Consider the following 25,802-nt stretch of genomic DNA (forward strand, 5'->3'; position numbering starts at 1 on the left):
AATCAATGATTTGAAGCGAAAATATCGGTCAGGCAGGCTGGAAGTTCAGCCTAGCAGAAAAGTCCCCCTCCGGTGGGAGACTACCGGTCTCCCCTCCCAGAGGGCGATTGGAAATCGCCCCTCCGGGACTGTAGCCAGGTGAATCCCAGGGTTCCCCAGATCAAGCCGTGCTCGGCCAGCCGGGTCCAGGTCCACCAGGCTTCCGGAATCCGCTGGTACTCGTAGTAGAAACCGAGGTAGTAGAGGCCGGCCGCGCCGGAGAGCGCGACGACGGCGGGCGCCGTCAGGGCGAATCGCGGCGTCGCCGGCAACAGTGCCGCGAGAACCACCGCGTACCAGGGAAAGGGCGCGGGCAGAAGGAGAAACCAGAGCAGCAGGACCCACTGGCAGACTCCGATCAGCTCCGCCGGTGATCCGCGGGACCGGAGGCGGATCCAGGGCACGGCCACGGCGACCGCCAGGATCAGGATGCCGCAGGCGAGCCGAGGCTGGGGGAGCAGAACCTCCAGCAGGTCGAAGGCGCCCTGGTTCATTCGCCAGCGTTCCGCATAGCTCCTGAGACCGTCGGTGAGCCGGTCCGCGTCCAGGGACAGGAAGGGCAGGTACCCAAGCACGATCCCGGCGAGAGACGCGGCCGCGAAGGTGACGGCCTTCTTCCCGCCCGAAACCAGGGAGATGAACCGGAACGCGGCCGGCAACAGGAGGATGGGATACAGCTTCGAGAGCACTCCTGCAGCCATGGACCCGGCGGCCATCAACAGCCACCTCCAGCCCCCATGAGGCCGGGTCCGTTCCAGGCTCACCATCAGAAGCACGACGAAGAAGGCGGGCAGGACGTCCACGTGGACCGAGTTGGTGACCTCTTTCAACACCAGCGGGTTCCAGGCGTACAGGAGCACCCAGGCCGGGGACGAGCCGATACGGGTAAGCAGCAGGACGATCAGCCCGATCAGGGCCAGATCGAACAGGGTGAAGAGGATCCGGAGTCCGATCCAGTTCCATCCGCTGATCAGGCCTCCGGCGGCGAATGCCGCCTGAGCCGCCGGAGGGTAGAGGGTAGGAATCTCAGCGTACCCGATGCGGGAGATGACCTCCTCCGCCGCCGGGTCTGACAGCGCCCGTTTCACAGGCTCCGGAGGAAGGAGCGACAGTTCCAAAGGAGACTGCCCGTAGGGATTCTCTCCCGCCAGCAGGACCTGTCCGTCCAGGACATAACGGTAGACGTCATTCTCCTGGATCAGGCCGGAGCCGAGCAGCAGGACGCGGGCGACCAGTGCAGTCGCCCCGATCAGGAGAAGCGGCGCTTGACGGTCCCCCCGGCGAAGCTGAAGGTAGCCCAGGAAGAATCCCGCCCAGGCGCACGCGTAGAGCAGGACGAAAGTCAGGATGGGCCGGTCGGCGTGTCCTTCGCCGTAGCGGAATTGAAAGCTGATCCAGGTCCAGGCGGCGCACGAGAGAACGACCAGGAGAGAGGACGCAAGCCAACCCCTTCGGCTCCAGATCGCCCTGATGACCGCTCCGGTCTCGGACGGCGCGGGCGGTGGGCCCGTCATCCAGCCAGAACCTGGCGCAGGGCCTGGCCGGTGTAGGAGCCTGGAAACCCGGCCACGGCTTCCGGCGGACCGGTGCAGACAACTTCGCCGCCGGCTTTCCCTCCGCCGGGTCCCAGGTCGATGATCCAGTCGGCGCTCTTCACCACTTCCAGGTTGTGTTCGATGACGATGACCGTATTCCCCACGTCCACCAGGCGGTGGAGGATGTCCAGAAGGCGCCTCACGTCCTCGAAGTGGAGGCCGGTGGTGGGTTCGTCCAGGATGTAGATGGTGTTGCCCGTCGCCCGCCGATTGAGTTCGCTGGCCAGCTTCACCCGTTGGGCCTCGCCGCCCGAGAGCGTCGGCGCCGACTGGCCCAGCCGGATGTAGCCCAGCCCCACCTCCACCAACGTGTTGAGCCGCGACTTGATGGTGGGGATGTTCTCCAGGAGCTCGCAGGCCTCCTCCACGGTCATGTCCAGCACATCGGAGATGGAATAGCCGCGGTAGCGAATCTCCCGGGTCTCCCGGTTGTAACGGGTGCCGTTGCAGCTCTCGCACACCACGTAGACGTCGGGGAGGAAGTTCATCTCGATCTTGCTCAAGCCGTTTCCCCGGCAGGCTTCGCACCGGCCGCCGGAGACGTTGAAGCTGAATCGTCCCGCCTTGTAGCCCCGGGACCTGGACTCGGGCAGGAGGGAGAACAACTGGCGAATGGGAGTGAAGACCCCGGTGTAGGTGGCCGGGTTCGACCGCGGCGTGCGGCCGATGGGAGACTGGTCGATCTCGATGACCTTGTCCACATGCTCCAGCCCCCGGATCTCCCGATGGGGACCCGGCTCCGCGAAGGAGCCGTAGAGCTTCCGGCTCAGGGCGCGGTGGAGCACTTCGCTCACCAGGGACGACTTGCCCGAGCCCGAGACGCCCGTCACCAGGACCAGGCGTCCCAGCGGAAAGCTGACGTCGATGTCGCGGAGATTGTTGTGGGTGGCGCCTACGACTTCAATGGACCGGGGTTCCCCCGTGTGGTTCCTCGGGGGAGGCTCGATGCGGCGCGTGCCCCGCAGGTAGGAGGCGGTCAGGGAATCGGGATGGCGCAGAATCTCCTGGAGGCTTCCCGCCGCAACCACCCGCCCGCCGTGGTTGGCCGCGCCCGGTCCCAGGTCCACTACGAAGTCGCCATTGCGGATGGTCTCTTCGTCGTGCTCCACGATGAGGATCGTGTTCCCCAGGTCCCGGAGTTGCCGCAGGCTGCCCAGGAGGCTGGCCACGTCCCGCGGGTGAAGGCCCACGGAGGGCTCGTCCAGGACGTAGAGGACTCCCCGGAGCCGGGAGCCCACCTGGGTGGCCAGCCTTACTCGTTGCGCTTCCCCGCCCGACAGCGAAGCCGCCTTCCGGTCCAGCGTCAGGTAGGAGAGCCCCACTTTCAGCAGAAACCGGACCCGGTGATGGATTTCATCCAGGACCGGGCCTGCGATGGACTCCTGCCGGGGGGTGAGCCGGATGGCCTCCAGAGCAGGCAGGCACTCGTCCAGCGGCATCCGGCAGTATTCCGAAATGGAGCGCCCCTGAATGCGCACCGCCCGGCTCTCGGGACGGAGCCGGCTTCCCCCGCAGGCGGGGCAGTCGCCCTCGACCATGAAGCTGAGAAGCCGCTGCTTCCTCTTCTCGCTTCCCGTGGCCCGGAGCTTCTTCTGAAACCATCGCTCCAATCCCGGGAAACGCGCCGGATAGGTCAGTTCGCCGTAACGGAACAGTATGGGCTTGTCGAGACCTGCACGCAGGGCCTTCCAGACACGGTCGGGATATTCCCGGAGAGGGATTCCGGGATCCAGGGAGAAGTGTTCCAGGAGGGCTTGCAGAGATTGTCGCATGAATTGCTTGAGGTCCCGGTCGGGCAGCTCCGGAGAGAGGGTCTCCAGAGTGGCGTCCCGGTCCGGCATCAAGCGCCTCAAGTTGACTCGTAGCCGAATCCCCAATCCCTCGCATTCGGAGCAGGCGCCGAAACGGCTGTTGAAGGAGAAGCTTCGGGGCTCCAACTCCGGCATGCTGATGCCACAGCGAACACAGGCGGCCCGCTCCGAGAAGAGGAGGTCGGACCCGCCCCAGGGAGAGAAGGCCACCAACCCTTCGGCCATCTCGACGGCGTGTTGAACCGAGTTGCGGATTCGGGCCCGGGCCTGCTCCAGAACCTGAACCCGGTCCACGACGATCTCCACCGTGTGGCTCTTCCGCTTGTCCAGTTGCGGAGGTTCCTCCAGGTACTCCATGAGCCCGTCCACCCGCGCCCGCAGGTATCCCTCCCTCCGGTACCGTTCGAACAACTTCTTGAACTCCCCCTTCCGGTCCCGGACGAGGGGAGCCAGGATCATGCCCCGTTTACCCGGCGCGTCGGTCAGGATCCGGGAGACGATCTGATCCACCGACTGGCGGGTGATGGGGCGGTCGCAGCGAGGGCAACTGGGCGTGCCGATGCTGGAGAAGAGGAGACGGAGGTAGTCGTAGACTTCGGTGATGGTCCCCACGGTGGAGCGGGGGCTCCGGGTGGTGGTCTTCTGCTCGATGGAGATGGCGGGCGACAGCCCTTCGATGGAGTCCACGTCCGGCTTCTCCATCTTCTCCAGGAATTGGCGGGCGTAGGTGGAGAGCGATTCGATGTAGCGCCGCTGTCCCTCGGCGTAGAGGGTGTCGAAGGCCAGGCTCGACTTTCCCGAGCCGCTGAGGCCGGTGATGACGGTGATCCGGTTTCGGGGCAGGTCCAGGTCGACGTTCTTCAGATTGTGCTGGCGGGCTCCGCGGATGGAGAGGATGTCTGTCACGGATTATCCACGCTTGCCGGGTTACGCATTGCTGCCGCTTGGCTGCCGCTTGGCAGTCGGCGGTTGGAAACCGCCCGTTCCGTTTCCGCGGCCGGCGGTTGGAAACCGCCGCTCCGTCAAGGCAGCCGGAGGCGGAAGGTTCGAAGCTGGCCCCCCCGAAGATAATGGAGAATCAGGAATCCATCCACACCCGCCCGGGAGTAACGGCGCAGGTCGCCCGATGATCCCACCGGCTGGTCGTTGATCCGGATCAGGATATCCCCACTGCGGAGACCCGCCCGGTATCCGATGCTCCGGGTTCCCACCGATCTTACCCGGAGTCCTCTGTCGATGGAGCCTGAAACGCCTCCCGCGCCATCGGGAACCCAGGGATCGACCACGAGTCCCAGACCGGGTGGAATCGGCACCAGCACCCTCTGCAGAAACATCTCCTCGATCAAACGGCCGCCGACGACGCCGGGCAACTCCATCCGCCAGGCCAGATGAGAATGCAGGGGCGGCCTCAGGGCCAAAGTCGCCTCGACTTCTCTGGTCGCGTCTCCCCGGCGCACCACCAGATCCAGCCGTGATCCGGGTTCGTTCCGGCGGATGGCCTGCAGCAGACCCTCCAGGGACGGAGCTTCGACCTCACCCGCCTTCAATATCACGTCCCCCGATTGAAGTCCGGCGAGAGCCGCCGGGCTTCCGGGCTCGATTCCGTCGATCACCGGTCCGCCGTCCCCGCCTGTTACATAGACTCCCAGCCAACCCGAACGAATGTGACCGTTTCTGGATACCACCTGCCGGGCGGACTCGCGCACCATCGACCAGGGGAGAAACCGGCAATTGAGACTTCGCCCCAACGGATGACGGCTCACGCGGGTCACCAGCCCCAGGACTCGCTGGTTGAGATCCAGCAGGAATCCGCCCTCCCAGAGGTCCGCCTCGCGCGGCGCAGCCCGGGGCCGCAACAGGACTGTCCTGCCGGGGCCTGTCCGTACCGGTTCCCAGCGGAGAGTCTTGCAGGAGAGGAGGTTCCAGCCGGACTCTCCCGCGTAGGCCATGTGGACCTGGTTCGGATCGGAATCGCCGGGCGCGGACCGGGCCGAGGGGGAAGAAGCGGCGTGTTCCAGAACCGCCAGGCTGATCCGTTCGTCCACCCCCACCAGCCGAAGTGGGGCCTGACCCTCCTCTCCCGGCCTCAGAACGATCTCCACGGTCGGGTGGTCCAGATCGATTCCGTGGCTGCCCAGATAGGAGACGATGTAACCGGAGTCGAGATAAGCCCCTTCCAACAGGATCTTCTCGTGAACCTGGACGCCAGGCAGCAGCCCGTCCCGGAAAACGACGCCGTGGAATTGACGTTTCAAGGAGATCCGGACCAGCGAGTCGTGGACCGGTGCGGGCGGTGCGGCATCAACGGCAGGAGGGCAGACCAGAGCCAGAATCAAGACCGGCGCCAACCAGGCGGTCGTCCGGCGAGCCGGCCTTTTTGAGCGATTCAGGAGATTGGTCTCGCCGAAGACAACGGAGGCCATGAGATCCAATCGAACCACCGGCTAGTGGCTGACCCGTTGCCAGTCAAGTCCGTGATGCAGGTGGCTGGTGCGCACCTCGACGGTGCGGGGCACCCGCACCAGAACCGGCGTGCCGGAAGAGTCCTCCACTCGAAGCTCGACGTAGGAGGAGGCCGCCGGCTGGTCTTCCTTGACCCAACGGTGAAGGTTTTCTCGACCCGGACGGTTCCGGAGTCGATCCCGGGAACTCTCCGACCGCCGCGACTCCAAGGCCGGGCGTTCACCGCCGCCGGAATGCTCGGCCGACTCCGTTGGAACCACAGCCCCGCTGGTCACGAACAGCATCACCGAAGCCAGCCCTCCCAGAACCAGGCGTCCCAAGTCACCGCCGGACATGGAACCTCCCGCAATCCTGCGGTAGAAGTCCGGCGGCGCTTTCACCCCCTGTCTGAGAGAACGATTCATTTTCTCCAGGCCCGCGAGGTCCTCATAGAGTGCGCGGCAACCGGAGCATTCATGAAGGTGGGACAAGACCCTGGACTCCCGGACGTTCGTCCCCTCATCCAGAAGTTTTTCTTCGATTTCCCGGCAGTTCATAGAAACCTGGAAAGCTTGTCCCGCAAGATCCGTTTGGCCCGGTGAAGCCTCGATTTGACGGTCCCCACCCGCAGGTTCAGCACTTTGCCCGTCTCCTCAAGCGACAGCTCCTGGACCTCCTTGAGAACGAATACCAGGCGATACCGCGGGGGCAGCGAATCGATGGCGGTGCGCAGCAACCGGGCCTTCTCCTTGCTCCCCAGATGGGCCTCGGGCGACGGCCGGTTGTCGCTGACCTGAATCTCCGTCTCTCCCTGTTCGGAGTTGCCGAAGAGCCGCTGGGTCAGAAAGAAACCCTTCCGTTTTCGCCGCCGCATCTCGTCCAGAGCAAGGTTGGTGGCGATCCTGTAGATCCAGGTCGAGAACTGGTAGTTGCCCTTGTACCGGTGAGCGTGACGGAAAACCCGGATGAAGGTTTCCTGGGAGATGTCCACGGCCTGATCGTAGTCGCGGATAAGGTTGTAGATGTAGTTGACAAGCCGGTCCTGATAGCGGTCTACCAGAACCTTAAAGGCGTAATCATCGCCCTTCAGATAGGCGACGATGAGGGCGTTATCGGCGAATGTCAGAGTGGTGGCCAATTTTTCAACCTCCCTTTCTAACTAAGACGGCAGAAAGGGGCGATTTGTTCCAAACAAATTTGATTTTTGGTGATTTGGCGGGAGGGAAGTGTGGAGGAAAGTGTACAGGGGGGACTATCGTCCCGCCAATCGCCTCTTTCGGCGACAAGAATGTCGCCGCTCCCGGCGACAGGAAAGCCGCCGCTCCTTCACTTGGCTTCGTACCAGGATTGGCCGGTGGCCATGTCCACGTTCAGCGGCACCCGCAGGGCGGCCACCCCTTCCATCTTCTCCCGGACCAGTTCCCGGACTTCGTCCATCTCCGCTTCCAGCACCTCCGCCACCAGCTCGTCATGCACCTGCAGGATGAGCCGGCTGGAGAGCCCTCTTCGGGAAAGGGAGCGGTGGGTCGAGACCATGGCCTTCTTGATCAGGTCCGCGGCCGTGCCCTGGATGGGGGCGTTGACGGCGGTCCGCTCTCCGAAGCTCCTGAGGTTCCAGTTCTTGCTCTTGAGCTCCGGTATCTGGCGGATGCGGCCGAACAGGGTTCGGACGCAGCCCGTCTCGTAGGCCTCGGCGAGCGTTGCTTCCGACCAGCGCTTGACACCCTGGTAACGTTCGAAGTACTCGTCGATGAGACGCTTGGCCTCCCACCGTCCGATCTCCAGATTCCGGGCCAGGCCAAAGGCGCTGACCCCGTAGAGGATCCCGAAATTGATGATCTTGGCGTAGCGGCGACGTTCCCGGGGAGTCAGATCGGTACGCTCCCCCAGGACTTCGGCTGCGGTCCGGTCATGGATGTCCTCTCCCTGGCGGAAAGCCTCCACCAGGACGGGATCCTCGGACAGATGGGCCATGACTCGCAGCTCGATCTGGGAGTAGTCGGCCGCCAAGAGCCGGTACCCCTCCTCGGCCACGAAGGCTCGCCGGATCTTCCGGCCCAGTTCCGTCTTGATGGGGATGTTCTGGAGGTTGGGGTCGCTGGACGAGAGGCGCCCCGTCGCCGCCACCATCTGGTTGTAGGAGGTGTGGATCCTTCCCGAATCGGAATCGACCAGCCCGGGCAGCGCGTCCAGGTAGGTATTCTTCAGCTTCGTCTGTTCCCGGTATTCGAGGATGCGCCCGGCGATCTCGTGCTCGCCGGCCAGCCGCTGCAGAACCTCGACCCCGGTGGAGTAGTGCTTCGCCTTGGGAGTCTTCTTGGGTGGAGGGAGTCCCAGCTTCTCGAACAGGATCGTCCCCAACTGCTTGGGAGAGTTGAGGTTGAACTTCTCCCCGGCCAGTTCGGTAACGCGGTCCGCCAGAACCTGGATCTCCCGGCCCATTCGGCGGGACATGGACTCGAGCATTTCCCGGTCCACCTTCACGCCGGCGGCCTCCATGTCGGCGAGCACCCCGACCAGGGGGATCTCCACCTCGGTGAGCAGATCCTCCAACCCGTGGGTCCTCACGTCCGCCTCCAGCACCCGGAAGAGCCGCGCGGTCAGGTCGGCCGACCGGGCCAGCAGTTCCTCTTCATCCGGGAAGAGGCCTGCGTCGGACTCGGCCAGCCGGGTCTGGAGACGCTGGGTCGCCAGGCGTTTCAACGAGAAATCGTTCTGGTTGGGCGTCAACAGGTAGGCCATGAGACGGGTATCGGCAAACTGGGGCTTCAACTGCCAACCCTGCCTGCCGGCGAGCATGAGCAGAGGCTTCAAATCGTGGATGATCCACCGTTTGGGCCGATTCAGGAGGGCGAGGAGGCGGTTGGAGTCACTCTCAAGCAGGTCGCCAGGCAGGTGAATCCCCTGCCCCTGTCCCGTCGAGACGCCGATGCCCTGGACCGGCGTTTCCCCGGTGGCGCCGGGAAGCAACGCCAAGCCGGCCTCGGCCCCCTTCAACCGGGTCATGAGGGCGTCGAACTGCGAGCCGCTCTCGTAACGCTCGTATTCGCCGCCGACCATCTCCGGTTCGGGCAGGAACTCCTCCAGGAGCCTGGTGAAGTTCAGCTCCAGGAAGAGCTCCCGGGCCTTGTCCGGATCCGGTTCCGCAACCCTGAGGGTCTCCAGGTCAAGATCCAGAGGAATCCGATCGTACATCCGCACCAGCTCGCGGCTCTGCCGGACCACGGCTTCGTTCTGCTGGAGACTCTCCCGATAGGTCTTGCGCCTGACCTCGTCCCTGTGGGCCAGCAGGTTTTCCAGGTCTCCATAGGTCCGGAGCAGTTGCACGGCCCCCTTCGCGCCGATTCCCTTGGCCCCCGGGATGTTGTCGGAGGTGTCGCCGACCAGACTCAGGAGGTCGCCCAACTGGTGGGGAGCGACCCCGAATTTCTTCTCCACCCCGGCCGGATCGAACCGGGTCATGGTCCGGGTATCGAGAATCGTCACGTTCGAGCCCACGATCTGGAACAGGTCCTTGTCGACGCTGACGATGACCACCTCCAACCCGGATTCATCCGCCTGCCGGGTAACGGTGGCGATGATGTCGTCCGCCTCGTATCCCGGGTGGGAGAGCATGGGCACCCGAAAGACCCGGCACACCCGATGGAGATAGGGGATCTGCCGCGACAGGTCCTCCGGCATGGGAGGCCGGGTCGCCTTGTAGTCGGGAAACTGTTCGTGCCGGACCGTGGGCCCGGGGAGATCCATGGCCACGGCCAGATAGTCCGGGTGCTCGTCCTCGACCAGCTTGCGGAGCATGTTGGTGAACCCGAAGACGGCGCCGGTGGGAAGCCCCTCCCGGTTGGTCAGCCTCCGGATGGCGTAATAGGCCCGGTAGAACTGGGACATGCCGTCGATGAGGTAGAGACGAGGAGCGGGCACAGCCCATTGATCTTACCAGGAGCGGCGGATTCCAACCGCCGAACTCCGGTCGCACCGCCGCCCCTGAACCGGTGGCGGCAAACAATGGCGGCCGGATGCGTTCCGAGGACATTGCAACACGACTTCTTGCCGGGGGGAGGGGTCGTCCACTACGATGGCTTGCATGTCCGCGCTGGCTTGCGTCAATGCGATCTGGCGGGTCCCTCTCATCCTGTCTCTCACCGCCGTCATGGCGACGCTGGGCCTGATCCTGTCATTGGGCGACGAGGGGGGGAAACGGCAGAGTTCGTGTGCGCGACTCTGGAGCCGGATGGTCCTGCGAATCTCCCGGGTTCAGGTCCAGGTTCGGGGGCTGGAGAAGTTGGATCCGGAGGGCGCGTACCTCTTCGCCTCCAACCACCTGAGCATGTTCGACATTTTCGCCATTCTGGGCCGGCTGCCCTTCGACTTCAGGTTCGTGGCCAAGTCCTCCCTGTTCCAATGGCCGTTCGTGGGTTGGCATCTGAAGCGAGCGGGCTACATCCGCGTGGACCGCCGGAGTCCCCGGAAGACGCTTCGGGCCTTCCGCGCCGCGGGCGACCAGATTCGTTCCGGCGCCTCCATGGTCATCTTTCCCGAGGGGATGCGGACCTGGGGCGAGACGGTCGCCCCCTTCAAGCGGGGCAGCTTCCTGCTGGCGCGCCAGACCGGCGCTGCAATCGTCCCGGTGACCATCGTGGGATCTCACCGCCGCCTGCCCCGGGGGTCGGTGTTGATCCGGCCGGGGAAGATGGAGATCATCATCCACCAGCCGATCCCAAGGAACAGTTACCGCAACCTGAAGCTCGACGCCCTGTCCCGGCAGGTCCGGCGGACCGTCGTCGAGAGTTATCGGCAGGTGGGGTGAGAACCATGAATAACGCTTCTCTGGCCGGGCGAATTCAGGAGTCTCTCAACCAGCTCGGCGTCCCCGCCTGGCTCTTTTACGACTTCCGTTTCACGGACCCGTTGGCCAACCGGATCCTGGGCATCCACGAGTCGCGACATCCCACCAGGCGCTGGTTCTATCTGGTCCCTGCCCAAGGGACCCCCACCAAGCTGGTGCACCGGATCGAGTCCTCCATGCTGGATCACCTTCCCGGGAAGAAACTCGTCTACCTGCGCTGGCAGGACCTGGAATCGGGGCTCGGTGAGATGCTGAAAGAGTTCTCCAGCGTGGCCATGCAGTACTCTCCCGAAGGGGCCATCCCCTACGTCTCCAAGGTGGACGCCGGCACCATCGAGCTGGTTCGGGGCCTGGGCAAAACGGTGACCTCATCGGCGGACCTGGTCCAGTCCTTCGAGGCCGTCCTGACTCCCGGCCAACTGCGGGAACACCACCGGGCGTCCCGGGCCGTCTCCACCATCGTGCTCGACGCCTTCCGCTTCGCTTCGTCCGCAATCCGGCGGCGCGGCAGCTCCAGTGAAGCGGAAGTCCGCGACTACATCCTGAAACGGTTCCGGGACCGGAATCTGGTGACCGATTCGGGCCCCATCGTGGCGGTCAACCAACACAGCGGCGATCCCCACTACGAGACCGCGTCGGGAAGGGTCACGCGGATCGACGCCGGAGACCTGCTCCTCATCGATCTCTGGGCGAAGACGGACACTCCCGGGTCCGTCTTCGCCGACATCACCTGGACCGCCTTTTTCGGCGGGACGCCGGACGAGCGGATGAGACGGGTGTTCGAGGTGGTCCGCCGGGGGCGGGACGCGGGAGTCGAGTTCCTTCAGCGGCGCAGGGCCGCAGGGGAACTGCCGCAAGGGTGGGAGGTCGACGACGCGGTGAGACGGACCATCGCCGGCCTGGGGTACGGCGAGGCGTTCGTCCACCGCACCGGTCACAGCCTGGGAGAGGAGATCCATGGCAACGGGGTCAACTTCGACAACCTGGAGACCCACGACACACGCCGGCTGATCCCGGGGGTCCTCTGCACCATCGAGCCGGGCGTCTACCTGGACGACTTCGGCATCCGGAGCGAGATCAACGTCTACATGGGGGAAGAAGGACCGGAGGTCACCACACCGTTACAAGATGCGATCGTCCGACCCGACAAGGTGTGATGTGCCGCCCAAGGAGCGCCGGTTTTCTTCCGCCGAACTCCAATGCGCCAACTTGACGACGAGGACTCGGCAATTGAGAGTCACCTCCTTTTTCGAAGCAGTAGCGTCTTCCATGAAGAATCTCTGCACCTGTTTCGGGATGGGGTTGCTGTTGTCCACCCTGCCTGCAGCGGCAGGATCCATGCGGGCGCCGGAAAACGTGACGCCGTCCGGGACAACGCTCTACTTTCCCGACTACGTGGTCGGGGATGGATGGTCCGTACAGTTGGTGCTCGGCAATCCGGATGCAAGCCGGAACGCAGTGGTGGCGGTGACCGCCTACGACCCCCAAGGCCGGGAGGTTTCGGGATTCTTCGACTCCGGGACCCGTTTCGAGATTCCGTCCCTGGGCAGCCGAGTGCTGGGGAGTCCCGGATCAGGGGCCATTCGGCGGGGCTGGATCCAGGTCGAGGCCGATGCGGACACAGTCGGTGGTTTGTTGATCTACCGGCACGCCCCGCCGGGAATCGAAGTCGGCGTCAAACCGGTCGAGTTGGGATCCCGATTCGCGCTATTCGTCGAAGACTCGCCGAGTTCCGGTGCCGGCGTCGCCGTTTTCAAGCCGGACTCTTCCTCCGGAATCGAACTCCGAATCCGCGACGCGGAGGGGACCGACCCCTTGAACGGCGGGTTCGTCTCCTGGAGGGATTCCCACCAGGCGGCGCGGACGCTCCCGGAATGGTTCACGGTGGAAGGAGTCGAAACGGAGTTCCTGGGGAACTTTCGCGGTTTCCTGTTCCTGCGAAGCGAGGACGACAACCCCTTCGCTCCGCTTGGGCTGCGGTTTGGGAAGCAGATCTCTTCACTCTCGGCGCTGCCGGTGATTCGCGTCCCGGACGGACCCGGCCGCGACGGCGGCCGTCTCCCCCCACCGGCGGTGACCTGGTCGTCCACGAGTGCGGCAAACTGCCCCATCGCGGTGACAGGAGCGGACGGACAGCCTGTCCTGACGGGATGCGACGGGATCGGCGACCGGGTCGAGGCGGCCGCGATCCGCATCGTGGCAGGTGGGGGGAAGCGCGCGTTCACCGGGAGCACCCTGGACAAGCCCCTGGTCGTTCGCGTTCTCGATCCGTCGGGCCAGTCCGTTGCCGGGGCGCCCGTGAACTTTGCGCCAGCGCCGGGAAGCGGCCGGGTGGATCCCTCCACCGCAGCCACCGACGGGAACGGCGAGGTCGAGGTGGAGTGGACCATGGGCTCCGAGGCCGGCATCCAGACGCTCGTCATCGCCGCCGGTCTGGCCGGCGCGGCTGTCAACGTCTACGCGATCGACCTGGAGGAGGAACTCGACGCCATTTTTGCCGCGCCGACCGCCGCGGAAATCGAGGCCGTTCGAGCAGACTGGGCCGTGCGCGACACCTCGTCGGTTGACGCGTTCGTTGAACTCACGGAGGCGTATTCCCTGAACGGCACGCCGGCGATGCTGCGCATTGTGTCGCATCAGGTCGGGGAGGCGCGCCACTACGGGGCGATCCTTGTGCCCGACTCCGCGGCAGCCGGCACCCTGCCCGTCCTGATGTACCTGCACGGCGGCGAAAGCGGTGTCGACGTGGGCGACGTCGATATCATCGGGCACTTCCTGGGCGACCTGCGAGACCGCTTCGTCTACGTCATCCCCTCTTTTCGGACCGAACGGCTTGAGTATGGCGACAGGATGTGGGTTTCGACCGGCCCCGGTGGTCACTGGGACTACGATGTGGACGACGCCCTGGCGCTTCTGAACGTGGCTCTGGAGCTGACTCCGCAGGCGAAGTCCGAAGGTGTGAGCATCATCGGCGGAAGCCGTGGAGCGGGCGTCGCCATGCTGGCCGGCATCCGCGACGAGCGCATCGAGAACATCGTCGCCTTCTTCGGCCCCACCGACTTCTACGACGACTGGGTGAGGCAAATCGTGCGCGAGGCGGCCCTGGGACGTCCGCGCCAGCTCACGGGCGTGGCCTACATGGACTCCACCTTCGTTCAGCCCTACCTGAGAGGCGAGATCGAAATGGCTGAACTGCGCCTGGAGCTGGTGCGCCGCTCCTCCGTCCTGTTCGCTGAAGACCTGCCGTCCGTCCAGCTGCACCATGGCGATTCCGACCAGACCGTCGCCGTCAGCCAGGCGTACTCGATGATCCGTGCCATGGAGGCCCTGGGACGCGAGCCTCCCGCGTTCGAGGCCTTCATCTACGAGGGCGGAGGACACGACCTGTTCGGTCTGAGGGGCGCCATTGCGCGGGCGGTGGGGTTCCTGAGGCGTGCCCTGGGATGGGATGGGGCTTAGCCCGACTGCGGGACAGCCGGGACTGGAAGTCCCCTGTTCACGGGGCGGCAGGAAAACCGCCTCTCCCGGGCGCTCGATCAGACGACCTTGGCGCCGAGGGGGATGTCGAAGAACTTGGCGCGGGGGCTGGCCTTGAGACTGTCGTGGATGAAGCAGACGTGGGTGCACCAGCAGGCGTCCTTGACGATCTGCTCCGTCTCTTCCCGCACCGGCCGTGAGGAGTACGCCTTGCGGAAATCGAAATTCACTTCCCTGAGATTCAGGATCTTTTCCCGCAGCTCGCAGGCGCGCAGGTCGCCGTTGTAGTCCACCACCAGGATGGTCTTGCCTGCCGTGCAGGCCATGGGCCAGGAGTCGGAAGCCTCGAAGTTCCGCTCCTGGAGCGTGTAGTGAAAGTAGATGGTCTGCGTGTAGTAGAGCTTCTTGATCCAACCCCGGAGGCTCCCCCCCTTGCGGCGGGCCAGCTTGCGGCCGTAGTGCTCGTGGATCGGCTTGACCGTCCGGTAGAAATCCCCCAGGTCCGCCCGGGTGATCCGCTTCAGTTCCGGGTCCTTGGCCTCTCCCCGGATCACCTGGAAGTAGTGCCCGTTCAGGTCCGTGTTCCGGGCCAGCCACCACCCCAGGTCCTCCAGTTCATGGATATTGTCGGCGGTGACCACCGAGTTCACGTGGACCCTCACCCCGGGGAGGCGGGACTCCCGGTCCGTGAGCAGCCGGATGGTCTCCAACGCTCGATCGAAGTTGCCCGGCACGCCCCGGATCCGGTCGTGCGTCGAGGCGAACCCGTCCAGCGCCAGGTTCAGATTCACCTCCATCCCGGGCAGTTCCCGGGAGGTGTACTCCATGAGTTCCAAGGTCCTCTCGGCGAAGAGTCCGTTGGTGGGAAGGTTCAGGGTGCGCACGCCGTTGCGGTGGTAGAACATCCCCAGGATTTCCGCCAATCGGGGGCGCATCATCGGCTCGCCGCCCGAGAGCCAGAGTTCATGGAATCGGGGCATGCCGGCCGAGAGCGCTTCGATCTCTTCGAAGGTCAGGTCCCCGGGACGGTTGAGGTCCTCCCAGTAGAAGCAGGTCTCGCAGCGAGCGTTGCAGCGGCTGGTGACGAACAGGATCAGGGTGTTCAGATCCACGGTGTTCCCGTTTTACAGGAAGCCGGGGTCCCGATCAATCCAATACCCGGGTCTCGGTGGGAGAGACCATGCGATAGGTGATCCCCCGCCAGCGCAGGTTCCGGGTCGACAGGGACCCCACCATTGCGGCCACGGTGACCAGGTTGGCCAGCGCCCCCCAGCAGGTGTGGGGGATGACCAGCCACCCGCTCGGGAGCGGCGCCTCGGGAAAGAGCACGGCCACGGCCCGAAGCCGGAGCCAGGCCTTGACGGCTCCGGCCGCCAGGATGGCGATCACCAGGACCGCAAGCGCCACCGACCGGGGATCCGGACCGTAGAGGTTGAGGCTGGTCCGGGCCCAAGCGCCTCCCCCCCACACGGCCACCAGATAGACCAATTGCGTGGCGAATGCCGCTCTCCAGAGGTTCGGATGGTAGACCCGGGTGATGGCCAGTTGCCGGCGGCTCCACCCCAGCAGATCCCTGAGGCTCGCGTCCTCGTAGGAAAAGCTCAGGCACTTGGGTTGGAACCGGATGGACCGCCCGCCGGCTTTCACCGCCCGGCTCAGCGAGAGGTCGTCGCTGAGCGTGTGCTGCCAGTGGTCCGCGACGGCGCAGGAGTCGAAGACCTCCCGGCGGATCGCCATGGCCCCTCCCCAGGCGAAGTAGCTGTTGCCCTCGCTCATCAGGGAAGCGATGCCCGCGTTCCAGACCGATCGGAGGACCGATCCGAAGCCCCCCTTCTGGGGGAGATACCAGCGATAGCCGGTGCTGGCCCCCACCTCGTGATCTTCCAGGGGCGCCACCAGGTGGCGGAGCCAGAGGGGGTCGGGCCGGATGTCCGAGTCGCCGAACACCAGCACCCGGTCGCGAGGCCGAAGGTGGGCCAGCGCATGGAGCAGGTTGTGGACCTTCTGGCTCCTCCCCCGGGCTTTCCCCGAGAACAGAAGCCGGACCCGGCTATGGGCAGAGCGTTCCAGCAGGGACCGGATCACCGGCACGGAAGCGTCGGCCTGGTCATCGGTGACCAGGAGCAACTGCCAGTCGGGGTACTCCAGATCCAGAAACGCCGAAAGGTTCCGGTCCAGGCCCGGATCCAGCCCCCGGCACGGAACCGTCAACGTCAACGGGGGGGCATACGATCCCGGGACCGCTTCCGACGCCCTGCGGAACATCCGCAGAAACCGGAGGCCTCCCCTCAGCGAATACAGGCCTTCCAGCAGGGAGAGCAGGGCCAGGAAAATGAGCCAGTCCGGCGGCGGCACGTCCAGTCGTCCGGTGAGGGGTCTCGCGATTCTACGTGCCGGACATTTCCAGCAACTGACGCCACTGGGTCTCGGACACGGGCATGACCGAGAGCCGGGGAAGCCGGACCAGAATGAAACCGGCGAAGCGAGGGTCCGCCTTGACCTCTTTCAGTGTGACCGGCCGGGCCAGCCGCTTCCGCGCCTCCACGTCCACCACCGTCAACGTGGGATCGTCCTTCTCGGGATCGGGATAGGGGGACGAGACCACGTCGGCGATGCCGATGATGGCCCGGACCCGGCCCGTGTGGTAGATGAAGGCCTGATCCCCCGGACCCATCCGGTTCAGGTGTTTCAGTGCCAGCCGGTTGGCCACTCCGTCCCAGACCGTACGCTGGTCCCGTTCCAGATCCTCGTATGAATAATCTTTGGGCTCGGATTTGAGCAACCAGTATTGAGCCATGCTTCTCCTCTCGCAATCGGGAATCCGGGCCTCCCCCCGGAATCACTTGATGGGCGGTCCCGCGACCCAGTCATAGCCGATCTCGGGATCGTCGTGCGGGATCCGTCCTTCGTCGCCGGGGTCGTAGACGCGGGATGTCACATACAGGAGGTGGGCCGGACCGGCCAGGCACTTGCAGCCATGGGCGACACCGGGCGGGATTCCCAGCAGGATGGGCGGATATCCGTCGCCCATGAACAGTTCCATGGTCTCCCCCTCGGTGGGGGATCCGCTGCGGCGGTCGTGCAGGGCCACCTTCAAAACGCCGCCCGCCACGTACCACCAGTCGGTCTGCTTGCCGTGGACGTGCCAGGCCTTGGCCACTCCGGTGTACATGAGGCTGTGGCTCCACTGGCCGAACCCCTCCTGGAAGTGATGGTCAGTCACCCGGAGAATCTCCCGGAAGAAGCCGCGGCTGTCGGTGTGGGTCACCAGCTCCGTGACTGAAACGCCTTCGATCAAGGGACGCGCATCCTTTCTCCGGCGAACCGGCTGGTTACCGAGTACCCAGCACCCTCAAGGTGCCGCCGCGGCTGAGCGTATATCCCGGCGGAAGGGACTCCTCCACCTTGGCTCGAAATCCCGTCACCTTCCAACCATGCTCCGCCAGACGCTCCAGGATCTGGGCGCGGACCCGGGGGCGGTCCTCCGCGTCCAGGTAGCACTTCAACACCGATTCGCGGCCCTCCTCCTGGGGACGGCCGAAGAGATAGTCCGCCGCCGCCAGGCAGACGTCGTCGTCCTCGTCCTCCAGGAACAGCCGCACCGTCTCCAGCAACTCGGCCGAATGAATCTCCTCCAGCGACCGGATCAACTGGGTCTTGGGCTCGGAACTGGCCGGAGGATATTCCCAATGGTAGCGGAGGATCTCGTCGATGCGCGCCGCCAATTCGTCGCTGGGCAGGATTTCCTGAAGCGCCCGCAGGGGCCAGTAGACCTGCCTCTCCCGCTTCAGGAACGTGAGCAGGGAGGGGACGGCTTTCCGATCGATTCGGACAATCCAGGAGAGCAGTTCCTCCTTTTCCTCCTGGTCCCGAATCAGGGGAGACGTGCTGATGGTGTAGCGGTCCAAGAGCGCCAGCAGGGCTTCGGGCGTGCCCATCTCATACAGGCGCCGGCAGGCATTGATCCGGACGGCCGGATCCCCGTGAGGCTCCTTCACCTTCTTGCGCGCCCTTCTGATCTGTCTCTCCGGCGATCCTCGGAGAAAGGAAAACAGGTCCACGTTGCTAGTCTACCAGTTGACCCGGCGTCCGGCCCCAAGACTTTGCGGGGCCGGAGCAACTTGAAAGATTTTGATTTCTGCGGCGCAGGCTCCTAGCATAGCCCTCCGGCACCCTTCCACCGGAGCCCCGCCGCGGGAACGGCGGAGCGGCGGATTCCTAACCGCCGAACTCCCCCAGCCCCACCGCGCGGCTGCGGGAACCGGTTTGGCCCGCATCCGGCCGTTTCGTGAGAGGCATGAGAGCAGTCCTGATCCAAGAACCCGGAGGTCCGGAAGCGCTTCGCCCGAGCGAGGTCCCCGACCCGGCGCCGGCACCCGGAGAAATCCTGGTCCGGGTCCGCGCCACCGCCCTGAACCGGGCCGACCTGCTCCAGCGGCGGGGCCTCTATCCGCCCCCTCCCGGCGTCCATCCCCGGATTCCCGGTCTCGAGTTTGCGGGTTCCGTGGAAGCGGCCGGTCCCGCAGTCACCGAATTCCGGCCGGGACAACGGGTCATGGGCTTGTTGCCGGGTGCGGGCTATGCGGAGAAGGTGGTCACTCCCGAGCGCCTGGCGCTGCCCATACCGGACCGTCTCAGCTTTCAGGAGGCGGCCGGGATCCCCGAGGTCTTCCTGACCGCCTTCGACGCCCTCCATCTGCAGGGCGGACTGGGGCCGGGCCAGACCCTGCTGCTCCATGGGGCCGGCAGCGGCGTGGGAACCGCGGCGCTTCAACTGTGCCGCCTGAGCGGGGCCACGAGCATCGGCACCTCCCGGTCCCGGCCGAAACTGGACCGCTGCCGGGAGCTGGGCCTGGATCACGCCCTTCTCACAAAACGCGGGGAGTTCCGGGAAGCCGTGCTCGAGTTGACGGGAGGAAGAGGGGTCGACCTGATCCTGGACATGGTCGGCGCGCCCTATCTGGAGCAGAATCTCTCCTGCCTGGCTCCCCGGGGCCAGCTGATCCTGATCGGGTTGCTGGGCGGACCATCGGCCCCCATCGACCTCTCGCGGATCCTCAAGCAGAGCCTGCGGATTCGCGGGACGGTCCTGCGTCCCCGTCCGGTGGAGGAGAAGATCCGTCTCAACCAGGAGTTCCGGCGACGAATCCTGCCCTTTTTCGAAAACGGCGTCCTCACACCGGTCATCGACCGGGAGTTTCCCCTGGAGGAGGCGGCCGAGGCGCATTCCTTCATGGAGAGCAACGGGAACTTCGGCAAGATCGTCCTGACCTGTTGAGCCCGTCAGGTCCGGACCAGGCAGGCGACGTTCTCGATGTGGTAGGTCTGGGGAAACATGTCCACCGGGCGCACGCTCTCCACCCGGTAGCGCTGGGCCAGGATCTTGAGGTCGCGGGCCTGGGTGGCGGGATTGCAACTGACGTAGACGACCCGTTCCGGCGCCAATCGGAGGATGGACCGGCAGGTTTCCTTGTGCATTCCGGCGCGGGGCGGGTCCACCACCAGGACCTCGGGACGTCCCTGCCGCAAAACCAGGTTCCGGTTCAGCGCCTTGGCCGCATCCATGAGCACGAAGGTGCAGTTCCTGATCCCGTTGGCAAGAGCGTTTGACCGGGCGGCGGCAATGGCCGCCGCGTGGTTGTCGATGCCCACGACCTTTTGGCAGCTCCGGGCCAGGAAGAGAGCGATGGTCCCGATCCCGCAGTACAGGTCGTAGACGATCTCGTGTCCGGTGAGACCGGCATGCCGCCGCACCACGTCGAACAGATTGCGGGCCTGGGCCGTATTGGGCTGAAAGAAAGTCGTGGGAGCGATCCGGAATTCCAGGTCGCCGATGCGCTCCCGGATGACTCCGTCGCCGTGGTAGACCACTTCCTCCTGGCCCGAGGCCACCGGCGAAAGGGTCTCGTTGATGCTGTTGACGATGGTGGTGATCTGGGGAAACTCACGCAACAGTTCGGCGCGCAACAGCTTCATGCGTTCCGGGCGCCGGCGGCGGGTCACCAGATTAACCATGAAATCGCCCGTGTTGGAGCCGATTCGGATCACCAGGTTGCGAAGATACCCTTCACCCGAATACGAGCTGTAGACCTGCCAGCCCTCGTCCATGGCGAGCCTTCGGACCCGATTGACCACCTGGACGCTGACCGGACTCTGGAGAAAACAGGTTTCCAGATCCAGGATCTTGTCGTGGCGCTTGGGGATGTGAAGGCCCAGGGCGAAACCCTTCCTGAGCGGAACTCCGCTTTGGATCTCTTCCGGCATCAACCACCGGTTGGGCCCGAAGGTGAACTCCATCTTGTTGCGGTAATAGAAGACGCTGGGAGAGGGCACCGTGGATTTCACCTCGACCCCGGTGATCCCTCCCAGGTGTTGCAGCGTCTCTTTTACCTGCGCCCGTTTGAAGGAGAGCTGGCTCCGGTAGTCCACATTCTGGCAACTGCATCCTCCACAGGTGCCGAAATAGCGGCAGGCCGGCGAGACCCGGCAGGGAGACAGCTCCAGCACCTGCTCCACCACGGCTTCCGCATGCTGGCGTTTCTTCTTGACGACGCGGGCCCGGACCCGGTCTCCCGGGACTCCGTTCCGGACCAGGATGACCAGTCCGTTCCGGCGCGCCACCGAGACCCCCTTGTAGGCGGCCGACTCGACTTCCAGCTCCACAACATCGCCGCGGCTCAACATGACACTTCACCCGATTCCGGGAGGCGATCATAGCAGATGGGCCTCGGGCCTCGGCATGAGGAACCGGGGCGGGACCGTCGCCCGAAGGCTCTTCCCGCGGGCGCCGTATGCCTTGAACGGCGGGATTCCGTGGCGTCGTCCGATACGGGGTGCTAAGGTGTAAGGCTATGATTCTTCGACTCTTCGCGACGCGCTTCGGCAGGTATTGCCGGATCCCTTCCAGGCGCTGGTCCACGGGAACGCTGCTGATCGGGTTCCTCCTGCTTCCCGGTCCACACCTGCTTGCCCGAACCTTGGACATCTACTTCATCGACGCCGAAGGGGGCGCCGCGACGTTTATCGTCACCCCGCTGAAGGAATCGATTCTCATCGACACGGGATGGAGGAGAGAGGACGGCCGGGACGCCAAGAGAATCGAGGCCGTGGCCCGGGCGGCCGGCCTCGAACGAATCACCTACGTGGTGACGACCCACTTCCACCGGGACCACTACGGCGGCATCGGACGCCTGGTTCAATTGATCCCCGTCGACAATTTCCTGGATCACGGGCCCATGGACGAGCTCAAGGAGGACCCGCAATTCCCCTTCTACTACACGGAGTACATCCGGGCCACACGGGGGAACCGGCAGCGGATCCGGCCTGGAGACACGATTCCCCTGCGGAGCCTTCAGGTGCCCCTAAAACTCCTGTGCGTGTCTGCGGCCGGCGATACGCTCGAGGGGGAGGGCCCCTCCAATCCCGCCTGCGGGAAGCTCACCCGGAAGAAAAAGGACACCACGGACAATGCCAGGAGCGTGGGCCTGCTCCTGAGCTACGGGGCCTTCGAGTTTCTGGATCTGGGCGACCTGACCTGGAACGTGGAATCGCGCCTGGCGTGTCCCTCCAACCTGCTGGGACAGGTCGACCTCTACCAGACCACCCACCACGGGCTCGCCAACAGCAACAACCCGGTCCTGGTCTCGGCCGTCGCCCCACGGGTGGCCGTCTTCAACAACGGCTCGCGCAAAGGGGCCGCCCCGGAGGTCTTCAACCTGCTGAAGTCGCTCCCTTCCGTCGACGCGATCTTCCAGGTCCACAAGAACCTGGATTCCGGTCCGGGCGGCAACGCCCCGGAGGATTTCATCGCCAACCTGGGGGGCGACGAGGACTGCGCCGGTCACCTGCTGAAGGTGTCGGTGACCGCGGACGCTTCCACCTACACCGTCACCAACGGCCGCAACAACCTGAGCCGCACCTTCTTCACCCGCTGAGGCGGTCCTGACTGAAATTCCTGCCCATTTTCTTGAGAAGATTCGCGGACTCTGATAGACTAAGCTAAACTTAGCTAATAGAGGATTCAAAGATGCAGGTGAACATGCACGAGGCGAAATCGCAACTGTCGCGCCTGGGTAAATTGGCCTGGGAAGGAGAGGAAATCGTGATCGCCAGGGCCGGCGAACCCTGGCTGCGTTTGACACCTTATAGAAAGCGCCTCGAAGAGAGAAAGCCGGGGGGATATGAGGGGCAGTTCCGGATGTCTCCAGACTTCGACGAGGAAGACGAGGAACTCATCGAGTTGATCGAGAACCCCAAGATCTTTCCGGATGAGGACTGAAAATGCACCGGTTGTTGCTGGATACCCACGCGTTGGTATGGTGGGCTTCCGACCATAAGCGGTTGGCTGCTCGTGCTCATGCCGCCATCGCCAATCCAAGTAACTACGTTTTTGTCAGCGCAATTAGCGCTTGGGAAATCGCAGTCAAGATGGCGAAAGGACGTATTGAGGCTCCAGACAACCTGGCGGCGGTGGTCGAAGAAAAGGGCTTCGAACATTTACCTCTTACTTTCCATCATGCAGAACATGCGGCGCAGCTTCCCATGCATCACCGGGACCCGTTCGACCGGTTTCTGATCGCCCAGGCTCAAATCGAGGGCCTCACCATCGTCACCCGGGATGCCCGAATTCCACTCTACGGCGTGCGCACGATGCAAGCTTAGCCCGTTTCGGGGACGGCGAAAGGTTCCAGGGCCAGAGAGGTCGGACGGTTCGTCAGCAGTTGGGACATGAGCAGACCGGAGGCCGCCGAAAGCAGCATACCGTTGCTGTTGTGCGCCGTGGCGACATAGAGGTTTTCGAACTCCTTGAGGCGTCCCAGAAAGGGTCCACCCCGGCGAACGGCCGGCCGCAGACCGGCCCATGAGGTCACGAACGTGGCATCCGACAGGCCCGGAGCCACGTGATAGGCCCATTTGAGCAGTTCCAGGACCCCGTGCACCGTGCTCGTCTTGTCGAAACCGACCGTTTCCTCGGTGGCGCCGACCAGGAGCTTTCCGTCGCTTCTCGGCACCAGGTAGTGGCCGTCGTTGTTCACGATCTGACCCAGTTTTCCCGGCAGCGACTCCAGGAGCACGATTTCGCCCTTGGAGGAGTAGACGGGCAGGTTGACTCCCACCCGGTCGCCCACCAGACCGGACCAGGCGCCGGTGGCCAGGACGAAGCGTCCCCCATGGATTCGCTCCTCGGGAGTCAGAATGTCGGTCACGCGTCCGGACCGGACCTTCATTTCCACCACGGGACTGTGCTCCAGGATCCGCGTTCCCAGCCTCTGGGCCGCCAGCGACAGCGCCCGCACCAGGCGGGGAGGCCGGATCGAGCCGTCTCCGGGGAAACGGATCGCGGCCCGGGCCTCCCGATTGAGCGCCGGCTCCAGCTCGAACAGGTCGGCCGGCTCCAGGAACTCGACCTCGAGGCCCGTCAGAACGGAACCCCGATAGTAGTTCCTGGCTCTCTCGACTCCTTCGTCGTCCAGAAAGACATGAACGCCGCCGCTGGGCCGATACTCGGGATCGACTCCGCTCAACTCAATGAGCTCCTGGACCAGAGGCTCGAACAGACTCCGGCTCAACGTCGCCAGGCGCTCGTAGGGATGGGTGCTCGCGGGACGCGCGTGGGTCAGGATGCCGGCGGAAGCCCAGGAGGCTTCTCGTCCGACCCGGCCCCGTTCCAGAACCAGGACCGACACTCCCACCTTGGCCAGATGGTAGGCGACGGCGCAGCCGATGACCCCCGCGCCTACGACAACGACGTCTGCGGACTTCGTCTTCACCATGAATTTAAGGAGTTTATTCTAAGTGCACCCAGGAAGAGTCGCCACAGATCCGGTCGTTTCTCGGGCCCCGGCGACCGCCGGCGGCATGGAGGGGGTCGAGATCAGCTCCAGATCAAAGGTAGCCACCAGGTGGCCGCCGCGAACAGTAGAACGGCAAAAAACAGGTTCAGAGCCAAGCCGGCGCGGATCATTTCTCCGATCCTCAGATGCCCCGATCCGAAGACAATCGCATTGGGCGGTGTGGCCACCGGCAGCATGAAGGCGCAGGATGCCGCCGTGGTGGCGGCCAGCATCAGCGGGTAGGGCTCCTCCCCGGTCGCCGCGCCGAGGGCCGCCATTATGGGGATGAAAATGGTCGCCGTCGCCGTGTTGGAGGTGAGTTCGGTGAGGAAGATCACCACCAGAGTCACCGCCAAGACCAGCACGGCATGCGGAAACCCTTCCAGAATCGACAACCGGTCGGCCATCCAGGCGCCGAGGCCCGATCCCTGGATCCCCTTGGCCAGGGCCAGCCCTCCGCCGAACAGGATCAGCACCCCCCAGGGAATCTCCTTGGCGTCGGACCATTCCAGGAGCTTGGGCTGCCGTACGGAAAGTGCGAACAGCAGTAGAGCCCCGAAGATGGCGATCATGGGATCGCTCACATCCTCAAGACCGACCCGAACGAACCCGTGAGGCCACAGGCCGCGCAAGATCCAGAGGCCGGCCACGGAGGCGGAGATCAGGAGGACTCTCTTCTCGGCGGTTCCCATGGCGCCCAGGGAGGCGAGTTCCCGCCGAATGAGGCTGCTGCCGGAGCCGGGACGGCCTCCCCGCCCTAAGGGACAGGCCATCCGGGTCAGGTAGAACCAGGCCACGGGGACTCCCACGGCCACCAGCGGAACTCCGTAGAGCATCCAGTCCAGGAAGGACACCGTTCGTCCCATGCCGGACTCGAGATAACCCACGAAGATGGCGTTCGGAGGACTGCCGACGATGGTTCCCAACCCTCCGATTGAGGCCGCATAGGCCACTCCCAGCATCATGGCCTTGCCGAAGTGGGACCCGGAGCCCCCACCCGGACCCTGCACCTGGGTCACCACCCCCAGGGCAATGGGAACCATCATCACCACGCACGCCGTGTTGGAGATCCACATGGAGAGGAGCGCCGTGGCGGACATGACGCCCAGGACGACACGGCGGGGGTGCAGGCCGAACAACCCGACGGCCCTGAGGGCGACGCGGCGTGCGAGACCCGATTTCTTGAATGCCGCCGACAGCAGGAACCCGCCCAGGAACAGGAAGATGACGGGGTGGCCATAGGAGAGGGTCACCTCCTTGGCCGGCACGACTCCGCTGGCGGGAAAAAGGACGATGGGAAGCAGGGCGGTGGCCGGGAGCGGTATCGCCTCGGTCATCCACCAACAGGCCATCCAGAGAGCCACGGCTCCCACGGCCAGCGCCTCGGCATTCAGGGCTCCCCGCCCCAGCCAGAGTACGCACAGGTAGAGCAGCGGACCCAGGAGAAGGCCCCCCCGCCGGACCCAATCGGACCCCGAAGTGCCCTGGATTGGGGCCGAGCCGAAGTTGGAAGCTTTTTTGTTGGCCATGGGATTCGATTCCGAGTTGAGAACTTATCAGTTCGGGGGTGAGATTTCCGGCCATTGGAGCGAGGATGTGCTTGAAGGGTAGAGGGGGGTGGATAGAAAGGGAAAGTGTAAAGGGGGGGGGGGGGGGGGGGGGGGGGGGGGGGGGCCCCCCCCCCCCCCCCCCGCGCGGGGGGGGCGGGGGGCGCCCCCGGGGGGGGGGGGGGGGGGGGGGGGGGGGGGGGGGGGGGGGG

The 25,802-nt window shown here is 64.8% G+C and carries 21 protein-coding genes; 7 read left to right on the forward strand and 14 right to left on the reverse strand.

Annotated elements, in window-relative coordinates; translation table 11 throughout:
- Positions 1-80: 80 nt before the first annotated feature.
- From OXT71_00050 to polA, 6 genes are all read right to left on the reverse strand, one after another.
- Positions 81-1,553 (reverse strand): hypothetical protein, encoded by a 1,473-nt coding sequence (locus OXT71_00050; GenBank protein MDE2924779.1) that lies wholly within the window; start codon positions 1,551-1,553, stop codon positions 81-83.
- Positions 1,550-4,351, reverse strand: coding sequence for an excinuclease ABC subunit UvrA (gene uvrA, locus OXT71_00055; protein MDE2924780.1), 2,802 nt, complete (start codon positions 4,349-4,351; stop codon positions 1,550-1,552). The genes OXT71_00050 and uvrA overlap by 4 nt, the downstream gene beginning before the upstream one ends.
- Positions 4,352-4,467: 116 nt before the next feature.
- On the reverse strand, positions 4,468-5,868 hold the full coding sequence (locus OXT71_00060; protein MDE2924781.1) for a PDZ domain-containing protein: 1,401 nt from the start codon (positions 5,866-5,868) through the stop codon (positions 4,468-4,470).
- Between the two features lie 21 nt (positions 5,869-5,889).
- Positions 5,890-6,312: a hypothetical protein gene (locus OXT71_00065; GenBank protein ID MDE2924782.1), complete on the reverse strand. Its 423-nt coding sequence runs from the start codon at positions 6,310-6,312 to the stop codon at positions 5,890-5,892.
- A gap of 128 nt (positions 6,313-6,440) precedes the next feature.
- Complete coding sequence (locus tag OXT71_00070) at positions 6,441-7,025, reverse strand: sigma-70 family RNA polymerase sigma factor (protein MDE2924783.1); 585 nt, start codon at positions 7,023-7,025, stop codon at positions 6,441-6,443.
- Positions 7,026-7,213: 188 nt separating this feature from the next.
- Positions 7,214-9,808, reverse strand: a complete 2,595-nt coding sequence (gene polA / locus OXT71_00075) for a DNA polymerase I (GenBank protein ID MDE2924784.1) — start codon at positions 9,806-9,808, stop codon at positions 7,214-7,216.
- Between the two features lie 163 nt (positions 9,809-9,971).
- Between polA and OXT71_00080 the strand changes: the two genes are divergently transcribed.
- The 3 genes from OXT71_00080 (at position 9,972) to OXT71_00090 (ending at position 14,192) form a co-directional block, all read left to right on the forward strand.
- Entirely contained in the window at positions 9,972-10,694 is a 723-nt protein-coding gene (locus OXT71_00080) for a lysophospholipid acyltransferase family protein (GenBank protein ID MDE2924785.1), read from the forward strand.
- 5 nt (positions 10,695-10,699) lie between these two features.
- A complete protein-coding gene (locus OXT71_00085; protein MDE2924786.1) occupies positions 10,700-11,890 on the forward strand; it encodes a M24 family metallopeptidase in 1,191 nt (396 codons plus the stop codon).
- Positions 11,891-12,002: 112 nt separating this feature from the next.
- On the forward strand, positions 12,003-14,192 hold the full coding sequence (locus OXT71_00090; GenBank protein MDE2924787.1) for a hypothetical protein: 2,190 nt from the start codon (positions 12,003-12,005) through the stop codon (positions 14,190-14,192).
- A 77-nt stretch (positions 14,193-14,269) separates the two neighbouring features.
- Here the strand turns inward: OXT71_00090 and OXT71_00095 are convergent, their stop codons facing one another.
- From OXT71_00095 to OXT71_00115, 5 genes are read right to left on the reverse strand one after another with little or no spacing between them, the layout of a single operon-like run.
- Positions 14,270-15,322, reverse strand: coding sequence for a radical SAM protein (locus OXT71_00095; GenBank protein ID MDE2924788.1), 1,053 nt, complete (start codon positions 15,320-15,322; stop codon positions 14,270-14,272).
- 34 nt (positions 15,323-15,356) lie between these two features.
- Entirely contained in the window at positions 15,357-16,565 is a 1,209-nt protein-coding gene (locus OXT71_00100) for a glycosyltransferase (protein MDE2924789.1), read from the reverse strand.
- 31 nt (positions 16,566-16,596) lie between these two features.
- Positions 16,597-17,007 (reverse strand): EVE domain-containing protein, encoded by a 411-nt coding sequence (locus OXT71_00105; GenBank protein ID MDE2924790.1) that lies wholly within the window; start codon positions 17,005-17,007, stop codon positions 16,597-16,599.
- A 42-nt stretch (positions 17,008-17,049) separates the two neighbouring features.
- Entirely contained in the window at positions 17,050-17,508 is a 459-nt protein-coding gene (locus OXT71_00110; protein MDE2924791.1) for a dTDP-4-dehydrorhamnose 3,5-epimerase family protein, read from the reverse strand.
- A 34-nt stretch (positions 17,509-17,542) separates the two neighbouring features.
- Positions 17,543-18,208 (reverse strand): HEAT repeat domain-containing protein, encoded by a 666-nt coding sequence (locus tag OXT71_00115; protein ID MDE2924792.1) that lies wholly within the window; start codon positions 18,206-18,208, stop codon positions 17,543-17,545.
- A gap of 299 nt (positions 18,209-18,507) precedes the next feature.
- Between OXT71_00115 and OXT71_00120 the strand changes: the two genes are divergently transcribed.
- Positions 18,508-19,488: an NAD(P)H-quinone oxidoreductase gene (locus tag OXT71_00120; protein ID MDE2924793.1), complete on the forward strand. Its 981-nt coding sequence runs from the start codon at positions 18,508-18,510 to the stop codon at positions 19,486-19,488.
- Between the two features lie 5 nt (positions 19,489-19,493).
- Here OXT71_00120 and rlmD read toward each other — a convergent pair whose 3' ends face one another.
- A complete protein-coding gene (gene rlmD, locus OXT71_00125) occupies positions 19,494-20,894 on the reverse strand; it encodes a 23S rRNA (uracil(1939)-C(5))-methyltransferase RlmD (protein ID MDE2924794.1) in 1,401 nt (466 codons plus the stop codon).
- A 167-nt stretch (positions 20,895-21,061) separates the two neighbouring features.
- Here rlmD and OXT71_00130 point away from each other — a divergent pair, with 167 nt between their 5' ends.
- From OXT71_00130 to OXT71_00140, 3 genes are all read left to right on the forward strand, one after another.
- Positions 21,062-22,144, forward strand: coding sequence for an MBL fold metallo-hydrolase (locus OXT71_00130; GenBank protein MDE2924795.1), 1,083 nt, complete (start codon positions 21,062-21,064; stop codon positions 22,142-22,144).
- Positions 22,145-22,236: 92 nt separating this feature from the next.
- Entirely contained in the window at positions 22,237-22,488 is a 252-nt protein-coding gene (locus OXT71_00135; GenBank protein ID MDE2924796.1) for a type II toxin-antitoxin system prevent-host-death family antitoxin, read from the forward strand.
- Positions 22,489-22,490: 2 nt separating this feature from the next.
- On the forward strand, positions 22,491-22,871 hold the full coding sequence (locus OXT71_00140) for a type II toxin-antitoxin system VapC family toxin (protein ID MDE2924797.1): 381 nt from the start codon (positions 22,491-22,493) through the stop codon (positions 22,869-22,871).
- Here OXT71_00140 and thiO read toward each other — a convergent pair.
- Positions 22,868-23,983, reverse strand: coding sequence for a glycine oxidase ThiO (gene thiO / locus OXT71_00145; protein MDE2924798.1), 1,116 nt, complete (start codon positions 23,981-23,983; stop codon positions 22,868-22,870). The two genes, OXT71_00140 and thiO, sit on opposite strands and share 4 nt — an antisense overlap.
- 101 nt (positions 23,984-24,084) lie before the next feature.
- Entirely contained in the window at positions 24,085-25,572 is a 1,488-nt protein-coding gene (locus OXT71_00150; protein MDE2924799.1) for a DASS family sodium-coupled anion symporter, read from the reverse strand.
- Positions 25,573-25,802 lie beyond the last annotated feature (230 nt).

This window comes from Acidobacteriota bacterium (assembly GCA_028874215.1).
GTDB lineage: Bacteria > Acidobacteriota > UBA6911 > RPQK01 > JAJDTT01 > JAJDTT01.

Bases quoted from the DNA above. Each gene is read 5' to 3' on its own strand.
- OXT71_00130 (MDE2924795.1), top strand. From the start codon at position 21,062: ATGATTCTTCGACTCTTCGCGACGCGCTTCGGCAGGTATTGCCGGATC.
- OXT71_00135 (MDE2924796.1), top strand. From the start codon at position 22,237: ATGCAGGTGAACATGCACGAGGCGAAATCGCAACTGTCGCGCCTGGGT.
- OXT71_00090 (MDE2924787.1), top strand. From the start codon at position 12,003: ATGAAGAATCTCTGCACCTGTTTCGGGATGGGGTTGCTGTTGTCCACC.
- OXT71_00120 (MDE2924793.1), top strand. From the start codon at position 18,508: ATGAGAGCAGTCCTGATCCAAGAACCCGGAGGTCCGGAAGCGCTTCGC.
- thiO (MDE2924798.1), bottom strand. From the start codon at position 23,983: ATGGTGAAGACGAAGTCCGCAGACGTCGTTGTCGTAGGCGCGGGGGTC.
- OXT71_00105 (MDE2924790.1), bottom strand. From the start codon at position 17,007: ATGGCTCAATACTGGTTGCTCAAATCCGAGCCCAAAGATTATTCATAC.
- OXT71_00085 (MDE2924786.1), top strand. From the start codon at position 10,700: ATGAATAACGCTTCTCTGGCCGGGCGAATTCAGGAGTCTCTCAACCAG.
- OXT71_00150 (MDE2924799.1), bottom strand. From the start codon at position 25,572: ATGGCCAACAAAAAAGCTTCCAACTTCGGCTCGGCCCCAATCCAGGGC.
- OXT71_00080 (MDE2924785.1), top strand. From the start codon at position 9,972: ATGTCCGCGCTGGCTTGCGTCAATGCGATCTGGCGGGTCCCTCTCATC.
- OXT71_00065 (MDE2924782.1), bottom strand. From the start codon at position 6,312: ATGAATCGTTCTCTCAGACAGGGGGTGAAAGCGCCGCCGGACTTCTAC.
- OXT71_00060 (MDE2924781.1), bottom strand. From the start codon at position 5,868: ATGGCCTCCGTTGTCTTCGGCGAGACCAATCTCCTGAATCGCTCAAAA.
- rlmD (MDE2924794.1), bottom strand. From the start codon at position 20,894: ATGTTGAGCCGCGGCGATGTTGTGGAGCTGGAAGTCGAGTCGGCCGCC.
- OXT71_00140 (MDE2924797.1), top strand. From the start codon at position 22,491: ATGCACCGGTTGTTGCTGGATACCCACGCGTTGGTATGGTGGGCTTCC.
- OXT71_00050 (MDE2924779.1), bottom strand. From the start codon at position 1,553: ATGACGGGCCCACCGCCCGCGCCGTCCGAGACCGGAGCGGTCATCAGG.